At 74.7% G+C, this 15,944-nt stretch carries 15 protein-coding genes; 5 read left to right on the top strand and 10 right to left on the bottom strand.

Features of this window, described 5'->3' with window-relative positions; all coding sequences use genetic code 11:
* The first annotated feature begins 39 nt into the window (after window positions 1-39).
* Window positions 40-612: a helix-turn-helix domain-containing protein gene (locus tag AB0D10_RS12990; RefSeq protein WP_360254904.1), complete on the top strand. Its 573-nt coding sequence runs from the start codon at window positions 40-42 to the stop codon at window positions 610-612.
* 114 nt (window positions 613-726) lie between these two features.
* Here AB0D10_RS12990 and AB0D10_RS12985 read toward each other — a convergent pair whose 3' ends face one another.
* A complete protein-coding gene (locus AB0D10_RS12985) occupies window positions 727-1,350 on the bottom strand; it encodes a helix-turn-helix domain-containing protein (protein ID WP_360254902.1) in 624 nt (207 codons plus the stop codon).
* A gap of 70 nt (window positions 1,351-1,420) precedes the next feature.
* On the opposite strand from AB0D10_RS12985, the gene AB0D10_RS12980 reads away from it, so the two are divergent.
* The gene (locus AB0D10_RS12980) at window positions 1,421-2,314 is read left to right on the top strand and encodes an NADP-dependent oxidoreductase (RefSeq protein WP_360254900.1); all 894 of its coding nucleotides are present in this window, start codon (window positions 1,421-1,423) and stop codon (window positions 2,312-2,314) included.
* A gap of 126 nt (window positions 2,315-2,440) precedes the next feature.
* On the opposite strand, the gene AB0D10_RS12975 is transcribed toward AB0D10_RS12980, so the two are convergent.
* Complete coding sequence (locus tag AB0D10_RS12975) at window positions 2,441-2,674, bottom strand: DUF4287 domain-containing protein (protein ID WP_360254898.1); 234 nt, start codon at window positions 2,672-2,674, stop codon at window positions 2,441-2,443.
* Between the two features lie 101 nt (window positions 2,675-2,775).
* Window positions 2,776-6,759: a Pls/PosA family non-ribosomal peptide synthetase gene (locus tag AB0D10_RS12970; RefSeq protein ID WP_360254896.1), complete on the bottom strand. Its 3,984-nt coding sequence runs from the start codon at window positions 6,757-6,759 to the stop codon at window positions 2,776-2,778.
* A gap of 537 nt (window positions 6,760-7,296) precedes the next feature.
* On the opposite strand from AB0D10_RS12970, the gene AB0D10_RS12965 reads away from it, so the two are divergent.
* A complete protein-coding gene (locus tag AB0D10_RS12965; RefSeq protein ID WP_360254894.1) occupies window positions 7,297-7,890 on the top strand; it encodes a histone deacetylase in 594 nt (197 codons plus the stop codon).
* Window positions 7,891-7,963: 73 nt separating this feature from the next.
* Here AB0D10_RS12965 and AB0D10_RS12960 read toward each other — a convergent pair whose 3' ends face one another.
* The 3 genes from AB0D10_RS12960 to AB0D10_RS12950 all read right to left on the bottom strand — a co-directional run bounded on the left by AB0D10_RS12960 (window position 7,964) and on the right by AB0D10_RS12950 (window position 11,054).
* Window positions 7,964-9,667 carry a hypothetical protein gene (locus tag AB0D10_RS12960; protein WP_360254892.1) on the bottom strand — a complete coding sequence of 568 codons (1,704 nt, stop codon included), beginning with the start codon at window positions 9,665-9,667 and terminating at the stop codon, window positions 7,964-7,966.
* Between the two features lie 71 nt (window positions 9,668-9,738).
* Window positions 9,739-10,200 (bottom strand): hypothetical protein, encoded by a 462-nt coding sequence (locus AB0D10_RS12955; protein WP_360254890.1) that lies wholly within the window; start codon window positions 10,198-10,200, stop codon window positions 9,739-9,741.
* A 404-nt stretch (window positions 10,201-10,604) separates the two neighbouring features.
* A complete protein-coding gene (locus tag AB0D10_RS12950) occupies window positions 10,605-11,054 on the bottom strand; it encodes a nuclear transport factor 2 family protein (protein ID WP_360254888.1) in 450 nt (149 codons plus the stop codon).
* Between the two features lie 130 nt (window positions 11,055-11,184).
* Here AB0D10_RS12950 and AB0D10_RS12945 point away from each other — a divergent pair, with 130 nt between their 5' ends.
* The gene (locus AB0D10_RS12945) at window positions 11,185-11,754 is read left to right on the top strand and encodes a PadR family transcriptional regulator (protein ID WP_360254886.1); all 570 of its coding nucleotides are present in this window, start codon (window positions 11,185-11,187) and stop codon (window positions 11,752-11,754) included.
* 150 nt (window positions 11,755-11,904) lie between these two features.
* Here the strand turns inward: AB0D10_RS12945 and AB0D10_RS12940 are convergent, their stop codons facing one another.
* The 3 genes from AB0D10_RS12940 to AB0D10_RS12930 form a co-directional block, all read right to left on the bottom strand.
* Window positions 11,905-12,426, bottom strand: coding sequence for a histidine phosphatase family protein (locus tag AB0D10_RS12940; protein WP_360254884.1), 522 nt, complete (start codon window positions 12,424-12,426; stop codon window positions 11,905-11,907).
* A 190-nt stretch (window positions 12,427-12,616) separates the two neighbouring features.
* Window positions 12,617-13,003 (bottom strand): DoxX family protein, encoded by a 387-nt coding sequence (locus AB0D10_RS12935; RefSeq protein WP_360254882.1) that lies wholly within the window; start codon window positions 13,001-13,003, stop codon window positions 12,617-12,619.
* Between the two features lie 78 nt (window positions 13,004-13,081).
* Window positions 13,082-13,558, bottom strand: a complete 477-nt coding sequence (locus AB0D10_RS12930) for a carboxymuconolactone decarboxylase family protein (protein WP_360254880.1) — start codon at window positions 13,556-13,558, stop codon at window positions 13,082-13,084.
* Between the two features lie 125 nt (window positions 13,559-13,683).
* On the opposite strand from AB0D10_RS12930, the gene sigJ reads away from it, so the two are divergent.
* Complete coding sequence (gene sigJ / locus AB0D10_RS12925) at window positions 13,684-14,742, top strand: RNA polymerase sigma factor SigJ (RefSeq protein WP_360254878.1); 1,059 nt, start codon at window positions 13,684-13,686, stop codon at window positions 14,740-14,742.
* Between the two features lie 44 nt (window positions 14,743-14,786).
* Here sigJ and AB0D10_RS12920 read toward each other — a convergent pair whose 3' ends face one another.
* A complete protein-coding gene (locus AB0D10_RS12920; RefSeq protein ID WP_360254876.1) occupies window positions 14,787-15,902 on the bottom strand; it encodes a serine hydrolase domain-containing protein in 1,116 nt (371 codons plus the stop codon).
* Window positions 15,903-15,944: the final 42 nt, after the last annotated feature.

Below are 15,944 nucleotides of genomic sequence, written 5' to 3'. Positions count from 1 at the left end.
GGGTGAGTCCGCGACACCGCGGACGGAAGGGAGACGGGCATGAGCGGGGCCACCCCACGGCCGCTGCGCGCGGACGCCGCCCGCAACCGGGCCAGGCTGCTCGACGCCGCCACCGAGGTCTTCACCACCCGGGGCGTCGACGTGCCGACCGAGGAGATCGCCCGCGCCGCCGGCGTCGGCGTCGGCACCCTCTTCCGTCACTTCCCCACCAAGGAAGCACTCCTGGAAGCCGTCGTGGTGCGCCGGCTGGAGACCATCACCGACCGCACCGCCCGGCTCGCCGCCGAACACCCGCCCGCCGAGGCCTTCCACGCCTGCTTCCGCCTGGTCGTCGAACAGTCCGCGGGCAAGCAGGAGTTCACCCGCGCCCTGGCCGAAGCCGGCGTCGACGTCCACGCCTCCCTGCGGGAGTCCTCCGGCCTGATGCGCGCTCAGCTGGCCGGCCTCCTCACCGCGGCCCAGCAGGCCGGAGCCGTCCGCCCCGACCTCGGCCTGCCCGAACTGGTCGCCCTGCTCGTCGGCACCGGCGCCGCGACCGAACAGCTCGCCGCCGACCCCGCCGCCCGCGAACGCGTCTTCGAGGTCGTCCTCACCGGCCTGCGCCCCCACTGACCGGGCCCGCACCACCGGCCCGACCCGCACCACCGGCCCCGATCACGCCGCCGCTCCCCCACCCCCGGCGGGACGGTGCCTGCCGGGGGGTCAGCGGGCGGGTCAGCGGGCGGGTCAGCGGGCGGCGGCCTCCCAGGCCGCCTCGATCATCCGGAAGACCTCGTCCACCGCGGCCTGCGGATCGGCCGCCCCGCAGGCCAGCGCGTAGGCGTCGATCACGAACCGCGCGGTCGCCCGGCAGGCCGTCGCGGTCGCCGGGAGGCGGGGATCGGCGGTCATGGCCGCCGCCAGCGCCTCCGCGTGGCGCAGGCCCATCGACTCCTCGTACTCCCGCAGGGCGGCCGATCCCTCGATCATGCGCCGGACCGGGGCGGTGCCCTCCGCCGTGCAGTGCCGCACCAGGGCCTCGACCTCGCGGCGCAGCGCGGGGACGAGCGGCTCGTGCGGCGCCCGGTCGGTGACCGCCCGGGTGAGGCGCTGTTCGAAGTCCTGGTCGCGTTCGAAGACCAGGGCCTCCTTGCCGGCGAAGTGGGAGAAGACCGTGGTGACGGCGACATCGGCCTCGGCGGCCACGTCGCGGATGCCGACGGCGTCGTACCCGTGCTCCAGGAAGAGCCGCAGGGCGGTGTCGGCGATCTTCTGGCGGGTCGCGGCCTTCTTGCGTTCGCGGCGACCCGGCTGCCACCCCGCCTCGCCCTCCCGTCCCTCCTGCTCCCGCCCCTGCTCAGACTCGATCATGTCCGGACCCTACCAGCTACGAATACCTAACCGTTGTGAAATCCTAACCGTTAGGGTTACGGTCGGCTGCATGAGGAAAGTGAGCTTCGCCGAGTTCGGCGGTCCGGACGTCCTGCGGCTCGTGGATGCCGAGGAGCCCCACGCGGGCCCCGGCCGGATCCGCATCGCCGTCCGGGCGGCAGGCGTGAACCCCGTCGACTGGAGGATCCGTGAGGGACAGGTACTGGGGGCCCATCCGGTGGAGTTGCCCGCCGGGGTGGGGCTGGACGCCGCCGGGGTGGTGGACGAGGTCGGTGAGGGCGTCGAGGGCGTCGAGGTCGGCGACCGCGTGTTCGGCGAGGGCAGGGACACCTACGCCGAGTTCGCCGTGCTGTCGGCCTGGGCCCGGATGCCCGAGGGGCTGACGTTCGAGGAGGCGGCCGGGTACCCCTCGGTGGTGGAGACGGCGCTGCGCGTCATCCGCGAGGTCGGCGTGCGGCCCGGGCAGACGCTGCTGGTCAGCGGCGCCTCCGGGGGCGTCGGGTCGGCGGTGCTGCAGATCGCCCGCGAGCGCGGCATCGCGGTGATCGGCACGGCCGGGGCCGCGAACCAGGACTACCTGCGCGGCCTGGGCGCCCTCGCCACCACGTACGGCGAGGGCTGGGTCGAGCGGGTGCGCCGCCTCGGCCGGGTCGACGCGGCCCTGGACCTGGCCGGCGCGGGCGTGGTCCGCGAGCTCGTGGAGCTGACCGGGGACCCGGCGAGGGTGGTCTCCATCGCCGACCTCGGCGCCCCGGAGCACGGGGTCCGGTTCTCCGGCGTGGCCGGGAGCGTGCCGCGGGCGCTCGCCGAGGCCGTCGGCCTCATCTCCCGGGGGCGGCTGCACATCCCGGTCGAGAAGTCGTACCCGCTCGCGGGGGCGGCGGCCGCGCACGCCGACAGCCGGGCCGGCCACACCCGCGGACGGCGGGTCATCATCCCCTGAGCCCCTGAGCCCCCGGGGCCCTGCGCCCTGCACCCTGCACCCCGGGGGCCGGGCGGCGCTCAGACCGCCGTGCGCAGGTCGAGGTGCGCGAAGCGGGGGGCGAGGTCTACGGAGGGGCTGTGACGGTCAGGCGGTGCGCTCGGCGAGGGTGTGGGCGACGAGGGCGTTGGCGTGGCCGTGGCCGAGGCCGTGGTCGGCCTTGAGCCAGGCGACGAGTTCCATGTGCCGGGTGAGGGGGGAGGTGCGGATGAGGTCCTTCCACTCCTCGATCGGGCGGCCGTGCTTCTTCTCGATGGACGGGAAGTAGGACGCCGGGTTTCCCTTCGCGGCGGCGGTCTTCTTCACGGGGGTGGCGGTCATGAGCGTGGTTCCTCTCGGTCGGGCAAAGCGATCGGCGGTGCGGTCACGGGGGTAGACCGTGACCGCACCGCCGACTCATCGCCCGAACGGGGTGACCTGTGTCACGCCGAGGCCGGGGCCCGTCGTCGGCCGCGTCCGGCGCGGCGCCCGGCGGGCGGGGTGGGGTCGGTGTTCCACGCGGCGACGGGGTTGCCGAGCCAGCGGGTGGCGCCGGGGACGTTCTCGCCGCGCATGACGAGGGAGGCCGGTCCGACGGTGGTGTTCGTGCCGAGGGAGGAGTTGAGCAGGACGATGGAGTGCGGGCCGGTGGTGGAGCCGGCGCCGAGGTGGACGGGGCCCAGTCGCATGACGCGGTCGTGGAAGAGGTGGGTCTGCAGAACGGTGCCGCGGTTGACGCTGGCGCCGGCTTCGACGGTGACGAGGTCGCTCTCGGGCAGCCAGTGGGTCTCGCACCACACGCCGCGTCCGATGTGGGCGCCGAGGCTGCGCAGCCACACGTTCAGGTAGGGGGTGCCGGTGATGGTGTGGCCGCCGAAGGGCATGGCGAGTTCCTCGACGAAGGTGTCGTAGAGCTCGTTGCGCCACACGAAGGAGGACCACAGCGGGTGTTCGGCGACGCGGAAGCGTCCGACGAGCAGCCATTTGGCGGCGGTGGTGACGGCGCAGGCGATGACGGCGGCGGCGGCGAGGACGAGTCCGGCGCCGGCGAGGGCGGTGGCCAGGCCGTAGTCGTCGCGCAGTTCCTGCAGGACGGCGAGGACGAGGTCGCCGAGCAGGGCGGCGAGGATGACGGGCAGCAGGCGGCAGACCTCGACGCCGGCGCGGGCCCACATCAGGCGCCGGGGCGGGTCGTAGGTGCGGCCTTCGCCGCCGGTGTCGGCGACGCGGGGCAGGGCGAAGGCGGGGCGGCCGAGCCAGGAGGAGCCTTCGGGGGCGTGGGCGGGGGTGTCGGACAGGACGCCGACGAGGGAGTTGTCGGGCAGGTGGCGGCCGGGGCCGACGATGCCGGAGTTGCCGACGAAGGAGCGGCGCCCGATGCGGGAGGGGCCGAGGCGGAGCCAGCCGCCGCGCAGTTCGTAGGGGGCGACGAGGGTGTCGTCGGCGAGGAAGGCACCGTCGTCGACGCGCATCAGGCCGGGCAGGGCGAGGACGGTGGAGGCTTCGACGCGGCGTCCGACGCGGGCGCCGAGCAGGCGCAGCCACACGGGGGTGAAGAGGCCGGCGTAGAAGGGGAAGAGGGTGCGCCGGGCGGTGTCGCTGAGCCGGCTGACGGCCCAGGCGCAGAAGGCGACGCGGCCGCCGGCGGGGTGGTAGCCGGGGCGCAGCGGGCGGGAGAGGAGGCGGACGAGGAGCGCTATGAGCGCGGCGTGGCACAGGAGGGTGAGGGCGGCGAGGGGGATGGTGGCGGGCAGGAGCTGGACGAGGGCGGCGGCGAGGGTGTGGTCGGTGTCGATCATCGGGTAGACGACGGCCAGGGCGGGCAGGGCGGAGATGATCGGGACGAGGCCGAGGAGGGCGAAGCCGGCGCCGTAGGCGAGGTTCCAGGCGCGGGAGGCGCGGGCGGGGGTGGCGGGCCAGTCGGCGAGGGGTTCGGTGCTGGGGCGGGCCGGGGAGCCGTGCCAGTGTTCGCCGGGCGGGACGGTGCCGGTGACGCAGGATCCGGGGGCGATCTCGGCGCGGGCGCCGACGCGGGCACCGGGCATAAGGGTGGCGCGGTGGCCGACGCGGGCGCCTTCTCCGACCTCGACGTGGCCGAGGTGGAGGGTGTCGCCGTCGAGCCACCAGCCGGCGAGGTCGGCTTCGGGTTCGAGGGAGCTGTGGGCGCCGAGGCGGGCGAGGCCGGTGACGGGGGGCAGGGTGTGCAGGCGCACGCCGGGGCCGACGCGGCAGCCGAGGGCGCGGGCGTAGCGCACGGCCCAGGGGGTGCCGGCGAGGGCGGCGGTGCCGAACATGGCGGTGTAGCGTTCGGCGGCCCACAGCCGCAGGTGGACGTGGCCGCCGCGGGGGTGGCTGCCGGGGCGGATGCCGGCGGTGAGGGCGCGGGCGCCGGCGGCGGCGACCAGGGTGCGGCCGGGGGCGCTGTAGAGGAGGGCGAGGCCGGCGGCGACGGGCCACCAGGAGCTGTGCGGGGCCCAGGTGAGGTGGTTGCCGGTGAGGTTGTCGAGGGCGACGAGGACGAGGATCCAGCGCAGTCCGGAGAGGGTGAACATGCCGAGGAGCAGGAGGGTCTGCCACAGGGCGGCGCTGCGGGGGGTGCGGCGTACGGTGCGCCGGTTCTGCGCGGGGGCGGCGGTGGTGTGGTCGGGGGCCGCGACGGGGGTGAGGGTGTCGAGGTAGGCGGCGAGGTCGCCGAGGACGGGGTGGGCGTACAGGTCGGCGACGGAGACGCCGCTGTGGCGGGTGCGCAGGTCGGAGACGAGGCGGGCGGCGGTGAGGCTGGAGCCGCCGAGGGCGAAGAAGTCGTCGCCGGTGCCGGGGGCCATGCCGAGCAGGCGTTCCCAGTGTCCGGCGAGCCAGCCGGCGGTGCCGTCGGGGGTTTCGGCGGGGCGGTCGGCGCCGCCGGTGGTGGCGAGCGGCCAGGGCAGGGCGTTCCGGTCGACCTTGCCGGAGGTGCGGGTGGGCAGGGAGTCGACGAGGGCGAGGACGGGCACCAGCGGGGCGGGCAGGCGTTCGAGGAGTTGCCGGCGGGCGGCCGCGAGGTCGGGGGTGGTGCCGGGCCGGGCGACGAGGTAGCCGACGAGCAGGTCGGCGCCGGCGGGGGTCTTGCGGACGGCGGCGGCCGCGGCCACCACGTGCGGCAGGGCCTGGAGGGCGGCGTCGATCTCGCCGAGTTCGATGCGGCGGCCGCCGAGTTTGATCTGGTCGTCGGCGCGGCCGAGGAAGACCAGGCCGTCGGGGTCGTTGCGGACCAGGTCGCCGCTTCGGTAGACGCGCGGGGAGGCGAGGGCGGGGTGGGCGCCGAACTTCTCGGCGTCCTTGGCGGGGTCGAGGTAGCGGGCGGTGCCGACGCCGGTGATGAGCAGTTCGCCGGTCTCGTACCAGGGGACGGGGTTCCCGGCCTGGTCGACGACGGCGATCTCCCAGCCGTCCAGGGGGGCGCCGATGCGCACGGGCCGGCCGGGGAGCATGCGGGCGGCGGTGGCGACGACGGTGGTCTCGGTGGGGCCGTAGGTGTTCCAGAACTCGCGGCCGGGGGTGGCGAGGCGGTCGACGAGTTCGGCGGGGCAGGCCTCGCCGCCGACGATGATCAGGCGCACGTCGTCCAGGCATTCCTGCGGCCACAGGGCGAGCAGGGTGGGGACGGTGGAGATGGCGGTGATGCGCCGTTCGACGAGCCAGGGGCCGAGGTCGGTGCCGGCCTTGACGAGGGAGCGGGGGGCGGGGACGAGGCAGGCGCCGTGGCGCCAGGCCAGCCACATCTCCTCGCAGGAGGCGTCGAAGGCGACGGACAGGCCGGCGAGGACGCGGTCGCCCGGGCCGAGGGGCTGCCGGCGCAGGAAGATGCGGGCTTCGGCGTCGACGAACGCGGCGGCGCTGCGGTGGGTGACGGCGACGCCCTTGGGCCGGCCGGTGGTGCCGGAGGTGAAGATGATCCAGGCGTCGTCGGCGGGGGTGGGCCAGGCGGGGCGGCCGGAGGGCCGGGCGGCGGGTCCGGCGTAGAGGCGGCGTTCGGCGCCGATGACGGCGCAGACGGCGGCGTCCTGCCAGATCATCTCGGCGCGTTCGTCGGGGTCGTCGGCGTCCACGGGGACGTAGGCGGCGCCGCAGCGCAGCACGGCGAGGACGGCGACGTACAGGTCGGCGGTGCCGGAGGGGATGCGCACGCCGACGCGGTCGCCGGTGCCGATGCCGTGGGCGGCCAGCTGTCCGGCGAGGGCGTCGACCTCGTGGAGCAGGGCGCGGTAGCCGAGGACGGTGTCGCCGGTGTCGAGCGCGGTCGCCTCGGGGTGGGCGTCGGCGGTGGCGGCGATGACGTCGAGCAGGCTGCGGGGGTGGGCCGGCTGGGCCACCGGCCAGCCGGCCGCGGGGCCCGGGTGCGGGCGGTGCAGCGTGCCCGGGCCGGCCGTGTCGTGGCGTGCGTCCATGGGGGGTGTTCCTCGGCTCCGGTTCTGGGGGGCGCGTACGGGCTGTGTCGGGGGTGACGGGAGGTGACACTGAGGTCATCTGCGGGCGCGCCCACTCACCATGACTCCGCTGGGAGTCCGCTGGATGCAGCGGGGGTGCGGTCAAAGAAAATTCTCATCATCGATGCCGGATGGGGCCGGCAGAGCATGATTCGAATGTCATTTCGGTGTTTTTTGGCGTTTTCGCTGGTGCAGCGTAATCGCCGAGCAGTGAAACGACATGTCGGGAGAGGGAAGAGTGATGAACACCATGGCGTCGGGCACGGTACCGGTAGTGAGGGGGGCGCTACCGAATCGGGGGGTTCTGGTCGGATCATCACCCCGTTCACGCCTCCCACATGGTCGTGTGGGATTCTCTCGCACCCCTCACCGTGAGCGCTTCCTGTGAGCAAGCTGTGGAATGGGGTCGACGCCGGGGCATTTCCTGAGGAAAACGAGGGAAATCCTTTACCGAACGGGCGTGTCATCGGCCGGAATGCGTGCGATCTCGTCTGGTACGTGGCGTACGGCTCGAACCTGCACGCGGCCCGGCTCGCCTGCTACCTGCACGGCGGCCGTCCCAACGGCGGAGCGCACGCCTACCCCGGATGCCGTAACCGCAGCCCCGCGCGCCGGGCGGTCGCGACCGCGCTGCCGGGCACCCTGTACTTCGCCGGCCGGTCCCTGACCTGGGGCGGCGGCTCGGCCTTCTACGACCCGTCCGTGCCCGGCGGCGCCCCCTGCCGGGCCTACCTGCTGACCGGCGGCCAGTTCAGCGACATCGCCGCCCAGGAGATGCGCCGCTCCCCCGGCACCGACCTCGACCTCACCCGGGTCCTCGCCGAGGGCCGCGCCGAGCTCGGCCCGGGCCGCTACGAGACGCTGCTGCACGTCGGCGAGCTGGACGGACACCCGCTGCTGACCTTCACCGCCCCCGGGGGCGTGGCCGGCGCCGCACTGAACGCCCCCTCGGCCGCCTACCTGCGCACCCTGGGTGCGGGCCTGGCCGAGTCCCACGCCTGGGGGCCGTGGCGCACCGCCGGCTACCTCGCCACCCGCCCCGGCGCCGACGGGCACTGGACCCCGGGCGCGGTGGCGGCACTGCTGGGGTGAGCGGGCACCGGGCGCCGCACGCCGGAGGGAGCCGGGCAGGGCGGGCACCGGATCGGCTCGGCCACCCGCCCGCTCAGGCCCGGACGGGCGCGGTGGCGGACGGCGGGGAGCAGCGCGGGGTGGTCGCACAGACCGCCAGCTGCTGCCGGGCCCCGTCCCGCAGGACCTGCACGTTCCACAGCACCGGGTACGGCAGGCCGCAGATCGCGCAGTTCCGCCCCGGCGCCGCGGCGGGCTGCGCGTACGGGTTGACCGGGGGCGGGGAGGACCACGGCGGGGACGGCGGCGGCACCGGCTGGGACGGCGGCGCCGGCCGGTGGGACGGCGGCGGCACCGGAGGCGGCACGGACACGGGTGCGGCCGGTGCCGGGTGCCGGGCGGGCGGGGGCCCGAACCCGGGGGCCGGCGGGGGCCCGAACCCGGGGGCGGGCGGGGTCGCGGGCGGGGTCGCGGGCGGCGTCGCGGGCGGGGTCGGCGGCGAAGGCGGAGGCACCGGCGGCACGGCGGGCGCGGGCACCGGCGGCATCGCGGGCGAGGGCGGCGCCGCGGGCTGAGGAGGCATCGCGGGCTGGGGCGGCACCGGGGGCATCGGCGGCGCCGGCGGCGTGTCGTCCCAGATGCGCGCGTCCCGGAACGGGGTGCGGAAGTCGTGCCCGCACTTGTCGCAGGTGGTGAGCACGGCCTCCGCGCGCTGGTCGCCGCACGCCGGGCAGAAGGTGACGGGGCGTTCGTCGGCCTCGGTGCTCTCGCAGCGGGTGCAGATGAAGTCGGGTTCCAGCTTGGCCTGGCGGAACACGGTGCTGAAGACCTGGAAGGGGTTGGGGTCGTTGCGCCCGGCGGTCGCACCGAGCACGGACACCAGCATCTTGAGGTTGCGGTTCCTCGACCGCAGCCGCTTCAGGTCCAGGTTGACGACCTTGGGGTGCTTGCAGTCGCGGCAGACGCAGAGCGTGCGCACGGGCAGCCGGGAGCGGATCGCCGCCTGCTGGTGCAGGAACTGGAAGGTGAGCCGGTGCCCGTCCGGGACCTCCACGGTCTCGACCCCGTAGGCACCCCGGGAAAGCCTGGTCTCGACCAGCGCGGCGAGATCGAACACCTTCGCCCTGAGCGCGTCCGGCAGCGAGGGCGCCCCGCCCGCGGGCACCCGCTCGGACCCGATCAGCGCCGGGATCGCCAGCAGCGCGCCGACGGCGGGCATGCCGAGCACCACCAGGCCCGCGGCCGAGACGAACCGGACGTGGGTGATGCCCGCCCAGCCCGCCGGGCCGCCGCTCCTCGCCCCGCCCGAAAGGCGGCCGGAGAACATCGAGGCGGCCCCGTCGACGAGGCGCTGGCCGGCGGCGTGGCCGCGCTCCGCGACATCCGAACTGCGCTGCCGCGCCCACAGGTGCGGGGCGGGGAACCCGTCGGCGGCCGTCCCGGGGGCGAGGCCGGCGAGCGCCTCGTCGACGGCGGCGAGCATCGACAGGAACGCCTGCTGGAAGGGTTCCTGCACCCCCACCACCACGGTGGACAGCGCCCGGTCGGAGAAGTGCACGCGGACCAGCGCCACCTGCGGCCCGGCATCGGGGAGCACGTTCATCCGCGCCAGGATCGGCACCTGGTCCGGCATCATCATCACCGCCCTCACGGCGGAGCCGCGTTGGGCCTCGATGACGGTGGCGAGGTCCGCGGTGAGCTGGAAGCCGGAGCGGTGGAGCACCGCCACCACGGCACTGCGGACCCGCTCCGGCGGAGCCGCGATCCGGCGTTCGGCGTCCAGGGTGATCGAGGGCACAGCACCTCCGGTGGCGGCAGGCGGGGAGGATCAGTCCGTCCGGCGCCGGGCGCCGGATGTCCGGGACAGCGTCAGATCAGGTCCTCGTAGGACGTGTCGGTGTCGTAGGCCGTCTCGCCGCCATGGGACGGATCACTGTCGTGCGCCGCGTCACCGTCATGGGACGAGCCGTGGTCGCGGGTGAAGCCGTTGTCGTCGGCGGAGAGGCCGCCGTCCTCCTCGGTGTGACCGTAGGACGTCCCGGACTCGTAGGAACCCGCGGCGGTGTAGGTCTCCGCCACGGAGAGGTAGGCCTCGAAGGTGACCTCCGAAGCCTCCACCACCGCCGCCACCTCCACGACCTCGACGACCTCGACCTCGTGGACGTCGTGGACCTCGTGCCCGCCGGTCTCGGTCTCGGTCTCGACCGCGAACGCGAACGCGCTCTCCGTGTACTCCTCGACCACGACGGCTTCGGTCTCGGAGTGGGCGAGCGAGGTGCTGCTCTCCTCCACGCCGTAGCCGTCCACCAGGAATCCGTCCCACTCGCCCATGCGCGCCCCCAAACGTCGTCGGCATCCCGGTCGGACCGGCCCCCCGGCACGTCCGGGGATCACCATAGGGCCCGACGATGCCGCGCCACACCGAAGTTCGCGATTTGACCGGTGAATCCGCGACCGGGGCTGCCGTCCTCGGCGGTGACGGTGGATCCGGTCCGGTCGTCCGGGCCGGACGAACCGCCGGCGGGGCTCAGTGGGCGTCGCGGCACGGGTCGGTGCCGGAGGGGCACACCCCGGATCCGGTCCCGGGTTCCGGATCATGCCCGACCCGGGAGGGGCGGACGTGTCCGGGAACGGCAACAGCCTTGTACCCGGGGCGGGTTGACGGGCCCGAAAGCTCAGCGCAGGCTCAGACAACGGCCGGGCCCACACGGTTCCGAGCCCACACGGTTCCGGGCTCAGGCGGCCGGCGGCGCGGGCGCCAGGCCGTCGGCGACCAGCCCGGCCAGCACCGCCTGCCCCAGCGCCTGCCCGGCGGACTGCGGGCGGACCATCACGGTGAACTCCTTGATCCGGCCCTGCTCGTCGAAGTGCAGCAGGTCGATGCCGTGGATGTCCTTGCCGCCGGCCACCGCCCGGAACAGCAGCACCACCGAGGGCGCCTCGGTGCCGTCGGTGCTCGTCTGCGCCGCGCCCGTGTGGTCGCCGACGTAGCGGAAGTCCTCGAAGGTGCGCAGCAGCACGCCGAAGAGGCCGAGCACCATCGGCTTGCCCTCGAAGGGGGTGAACTTGACCGGGCTGTAGAAGCGGATGTCGTCGGTGAAGAGGTCGTCCAGCGCGGCGAGGTCGCGATGGTGCACGGCGGTGCGGAAGCGCTCGGCGGTGGCGGCGTTGGCGGCGGCGGTCATGGGCTCGCACTCCTCGGTCGGTCGGACACTCGGGTACTCATGAATATGACTAGTAAGATTCATGAGTACCATGGCAGGCGCACTCCACAACAGGGCACGGGGCGACGGAACAGAAGGGACGGGCGACGCGATGGCACTGCGCCACGCCGTACTGGCCGCACTGCTGGACGGCGAGACCAGCGGCTACGAGCTGGCCAAGGCCTTCGACCTGGGCGTGGCCAACTTCTGGTACGCCCAGCCGCAGCAGCTGTACGCCGAGCTGGCCCGGCTGGAGCGGGACGGGCTGGCCGCCGGGCGCGAGGTCGTCCAGGACAACCGGCCCACCAAGCGCCTCTTCCACGTCACCGACGCGGGCCTCGCCGAACTGGAGGCCTTCGCCGAGGCGTCCGCCAAGCCGTCCTTCGTCCGCGACGACCTGATGGTCAAGGTCCGCGCCGCCGACCGCCTCGACCCCGCCGTCCTCCTCGGACAGCTCGCCGAGCGCGCCGAGTTCGCGCAGGCCAAGGTCGACCTGTTCGAGCGGATGCTGCACGCCATGCGCGGCGGCCGCAGCGAAGCCGACCACCTGCGCGAGGGCGAGCGCATCGGCCCGTACCTGACCTGCCTGCGCGGGCTGGCCTTCGAGCGCGGCAACCGCGACTGGTGCCGGGAGGCGATCGCCGTCCTGCGTGAGCGGCAGGCCGCCCGCACCGGGCACTGAACCCCCGTGCCGGGCGCCCGCCGCTCCGAACGGGGCCCGGCCGCCGGGCCGCGCCGCTGACCGCAGCCGGGCACACCCGAACGCAACGGTGCCGCCCGGCGAACGGCCGGGCGGCACGAGGAAGGCCAAAGGGCGGTCAGGGGGCGGGGGTCAGGTGTGGGGCGTCCAGAAGGCGACCAGCCGGGCGACACCGTGCTCGACGCTCTTCCAACTCCCCTGGAACGTCAGGACCGCGGCCGCCGCCGTCGGGAAGCCGGAGCGGTTCATCCGCGCGAGCGGGTCGCCCTCGGCCTCGCCGGCCAGGGCGTCCGCCAGCGCGTGGACACCGGGGTTGTGGCCGACCACGGCCACGTCCTGGACCTCGTCGGACACCTCGGTGAGCAGCACGACGAGCTCCTCGAGGCCCGCCCCGTACAGCCGTTCCTCGTAGACGGTCTTCGGCGTGGCCGCCAGTTCGGGGACGACGAGCCGCCACGTCTCCCGGGTCCGCCGGGCGGCCGAGACGAGCGCGAGGTCGGGAGTGAGACCGGCACCGGCGAGCCAGCGGCCGAGCACCGGCGCGTCCTTGCGGCCCCGCCCCGCGAGGGGGCGCTCGCGGTCGTCCACATCGTCGGGATGCTCGGCCTTGGCGTGGCGGATCAGGACGATCCGGCGCGGCAGTTCCTCGGGCATCGGGCTTCTCCCTCTCCCCCGCGGCGGGACCTCCCCGCACGGGCGCGACAGCGACGATCGTGGCAGCCCCGGCCGGTCGGCCGTCCCGCACCTGCCGCCGTGACCGGTACGGGTCGGCGAGGTTCACCCGTGCGGGGGGACGGACCACCGTCCCCGGCCCGTCGCCCCGCCACCGGCTCCACCCGCCCGCTCAGTTGAGGAACGACTCCGGCCCCAGCCGCCCCCACACCACGAACGCGGCCAGCAGCACGTAGACCGCGTCCACCACCACGAGCCCGTACTCCCGGCGCCGCGCCCGCACCGCCGCCGCCCCTGCCATCAGCAGCACCAGTCCGACGGCCGCCAGCGGCACGAACACCGGCGCGATGTCCAGCACGGCGGGCAGGACCAGCCCCACCGCCGCCAGCACCTCCACCGCGCCGATGGCCTTCACGGCGCCCGCGCCGAAGTCCTCGACCCATCTGCCGCTGCGCCCGGCGGCGGCGATCTTCGCCCGGGGCACGGCCATCTTGAAGACGCCGCCCGCCAGGTAGACGGCGGCCAGCAGTCCGGTGACGATCCACAACGCGACGTTCACGGCGATCTCCTTGTGGGTGTGCGGGTGTGCGGGTGTGCGGGTGAGCGGGTGAGCGGACTCGGGGCGGGGCCGGGCCGGTCAGAGGCTGTGCCGGCCGTGCTCGTAGCCGCCCGCGGGCTGACGGGTCATCACATTGCCCCGGTTGAAGGCGTTGATCACCGAGATCACGCAGACCAGCGCCGCGAGCTGCTCCTCGTCGTAGTGCTTCGCCGCGTTCTCCCACGCCTCGTCGCTGACCCCGCCGGCCGCGTCGGCGATCCGGGTGCCCTGCTCGGCCAGCTCCAGGGCGGCCCGCTCGGCGTCGGTGAACACCGTCGCCTCCCGCCACACCGCCACCAGGTTCAGCCGGGCCGCCTCCTCCCCGGCGTGCACGGCGTCCTTGAAGTGCATGTCGACGCAGTACCCGCAGCCGTTGATCTGGCTGGCCCGCAGCCGCACCAACTCCTGGGTGGCGTACGGCAGGACCGCGTCGGTGACGGCCTGGCTCGCGGCGATCAGGTGCTTGTAGACCTTGCCCATGACGGGGCTGGCGAAGGGGCTCAGGCGGGCTTCCATGGCGTGCTCCTCGGTACGTTGTCCGTTGCTGCCCTCTCAGACAGGACAGCCGCCCGGGCTGTGACAGGGCCCGGATGTGACGCGCGCCACCCGGGACGGGACGGGCGCCGGGGGGAGGAGGATCCATGGCGGGACCGGCGGACACGGCGGGCACGGCGGAGACGGCGGGCACGGCGGAGACGGCGGGCACGGCGGAGACGGCGGGCACGGCGGACGGCGTCGCGGACGTGGCGGGCATCGCGGGCGTGGCGGGCGTGGCGGGCGTGGCGGAGGCGGTCCGGTACCGGCCGCTGCTGTTCTCCATCGCCTACGGGATGACCGGCTCGGTGGGCGACGCCGAGGACCTCGTCCAGGACGCCTTCCTCGGCCTGACCCGCGCCGGCCGGGCCGGCACCGAGGTCACCGACCCGAAGGCGTACCTGGCCACCACGGTCACCCGGCTGGGCATCAACCACCTGACGTCGGCCCGGGTGCGGCGCGAGACCTACGTCGGCGAGTGGCTGCCCGAGCCGGTGGTGGCGTTCGCCGACCGCCCCGGCGGTCCGGCCGAGCACGCCGAGCTGGCCGACACCCTGTCGATGGCCTTCCTGCTGATGCTGGAGGCGCTCTCCCCCGCCGAGCGGGCGGTGTTCCTGCTGCGCGAGGCGTTCGGGTACGGCTACCCGCAGGTCGCGGAGATGACCGGGAAGTCCGAGGCGAACTGCCGTCAGATCTTCGCCCGGGCCCGCAAACGCCTGGCCCCGGGCCCCGGCGGCCGGCCCGCCCGGGAGCGGGCCACGGCGCGGCGCACGGAGGGTGACGAGCTCGCCCGCCGCTTCTTCGCGGCCACCGAGGGCGGGGACCTGGAGGCGCTGCTCGACCTGCTCGCGCCCGACGTCGTCTTCCACGGCGACGGCGGCGGCAAGGCCCGGGCGGTCGGCAGGTCGGTCAGCGGTCTGCGGCGCGTCGCCCAGCTGCTGCTGTTCGGCTTCGGCCGCAACCGCGAACTCGGCATCTCCCGGCGCTACGCCCGGGTCAACGGCCGTCCCGGCGCCGTCCTGCTGGACGCCCGGGGGCGCGTCGCCGGTGTCATCGCGCTCGACATCGCCGACGGCGCCGTCCGGGCGTTCCACTCGGTGTCCAACCCCGACAAGCTCGCCCACCTCGGGCCGGTCTCGGACCTCGGCCTGCGGCCGCGCAGGTAGCGGGCACCGGAAGGAGGAAGCGAGGCGGGAAGCCGGGCGGGGCCCTACCGGCCGGCGGCGGCCGATCCGGCCCGGCCGCCGCCGAAGACCTCGGCGACGAGCCGCTGCACCGCCCGCTGGAACGCCGCCGCCAGGGACAGTTCGGCGTCGTCGACGTAGTTCAGTGCGGCGGTCAGGGTCGTGCGGCCGTCGGGCGTGCTGTACATCAGCGCCCCGTGGCCGGCCATGCCGCCGTTGTGGGTGATGACGGTGCCGCCGCCGTCGACCTCCTGCACGAACACGCCCAGGCCGTAGCCCGCCTTGGGGTGCGGCGTGCACATCTCGGCCAGCAGCGGGGCGGGCAGGAGCGTGCCGCCGGTCAGGGCGGAGATGAAGGTGTGGAGGTCCCGGGTGGTCGAGATCATGTCGCCGCCGGTGGAGATCCAGGACGGGTTCTGACGGGTGACGTCGACGGTGTGGCGGCCGGCGTCCTCGTAGCGGTAGTAGGCGTGGGCGTACGGCTCGGGGATCTCCGGGTCGGTGCCGGGCAGCAGGGTGCCGGTCAGTCCGAGCGGGCCGAGGACCAGCCGCTGCATCTCCTCGGCGAGCGGGCGGCCGGTGACCTTCTCGATCAGCAGCCTGACCAGCACGTAGTTGGTGTTGGAGTAGCTCCAGTCCGTTCCCGGCTCGAACCGCGCCGGCCTGGACAGGGCGAGCCGGACCAGTTCCTCGGGCCGGTGGGTCGCGAAGCGGTTGTCCACCCATTCCCGGCCCGCGGTGGTGGCGGCGATCCCGGGCGCGAACGTCCCGTCCTCGTAGTACTCGCCGGTGAAGTTGAACACCCCGCTGGTGTGCTGCAGCAGCATCCGCGCCGTGATCCTCGGGTCCGGCCCGAACTCGGGCAGGTGGTCGGCCACCGGGGCGTCCAGGTCGATCGCGCCCTCGGCCACCAGGCGCAGCGCCGTGGCCGCGGTGAAGGTCTTGGTGTTGCTGCCGATCCGGACGTGCCCGTCCACGGGCGGCTTCGCGGTGTCGCCCAGCTCGCGCACCCCGGCGGTGCCGGCCCATGCGCCCTGCTCGTCGTGCACGCGCAGCGTCACCCCGGTGAATCCGGATCCGACCATCTCCTCGATGGCCTTCTGCAGGTGCGGGCGGTCCTGGCCGGCGGGGGTGGTGGTCATGGTGGTGTGCTCCTCGGGTCCGTTGTCCGTGATCCGTCGTCC

Source organism: Kitasatospora sp. NPDC048545 (assembly GCF_040651155.1).
GTDB lineage: Bacteria > Actinomycetota > Actinomycetes > Streptomycetales > Streptomycetaceae > Kitasatospora.
This window is presented reverse-complemented; position numbering and strand designations above follow the sequence as displayed.

Coding starts and splice junctions, on each gene's coding strand:
- AB0D10_RS12990 (WP_360254904.1), top strand. CDS start 40: ATGAGCGGGGCCACCCCACGGCCGCTGCGCGCGGACGCCGCCCGCAAC.
- AB0D10_RS12985 (WP_360254902.1), bottom strand. CDS start 1,350: ATGATCGAGTCTGAGCAGGGGCGGGAGCAGGAGGGACGGGAGGGCGAG.
- AB0D10_RS12980 (WP_360254900.1), top strand. CDS start 1,421: ATGAGGAAAGTGAGCTTCGCCGAGTTCGGCGGTCCGGACGTCCTGCGG.
- AB0D10_RS12975 (WP_360254898.1), bottom strand. CDS start 2,674: ATGACCGCCACCCCCGTGAAGAAGACCGCCGCCGCGAAGGGAAACCCG.
- AB0D10_RS12970 (WP_360254896.1), bottom strand. CDS start 6,759: ATGGACGCACGCCACGACACGGCCGGCCCGGGCACGCTGCACCGCCCG.
- AB0D10_RS12955 (WP_360254890.1), bottom strand. CDS start 10,200: ATGGGCGAGTGGGACGGATTCCTGGTGGACGGCTACGGCGTGGAGGAG.
- AB0D10_RS12950 (WP_360254888.1), bottom strand. CDS start 11,054: ATGACCGCCGCCGCCAACGCCGCCACCGCCGAGCGCTTCCGCACCGCC.
- AB0D10_RS12945 (WP_360254886.1), top strand. CDS start 11,185: ATGGCACTGCGCCACGCCGTACTGGCCGCACTGCTGGACGGCGAGACC.
- AB0D10_RS12940 (WP_360254884.1), bottom strand. CDS start 12,426: ATGCCCGAGGAACTGCCGCGCCGGATCGTCCTGATCCGCCACGCCAAG.
- AB0D10_RS12930 (WP_360254880.1), bottom strand. CDS start 13,558: ATGGAAGCCCGCCTGAGCCCCTTCGCCAGCCCCGTCATGGGCAAGGTC.
- sigJ (WP_360254878.1), top strand. CDS start 13,684: ATGGCGGGACCGGCGGACACGGCGGGCACGGCGGAGACGGCGGGCACG.
- AB0D10_RS12920 (WP_360254876.1), bottom strand. CDS start 15,902: ATGACCACCACCCCCGCCGGCCAGGACCGCCCGCACCTGCAGAAGGCC.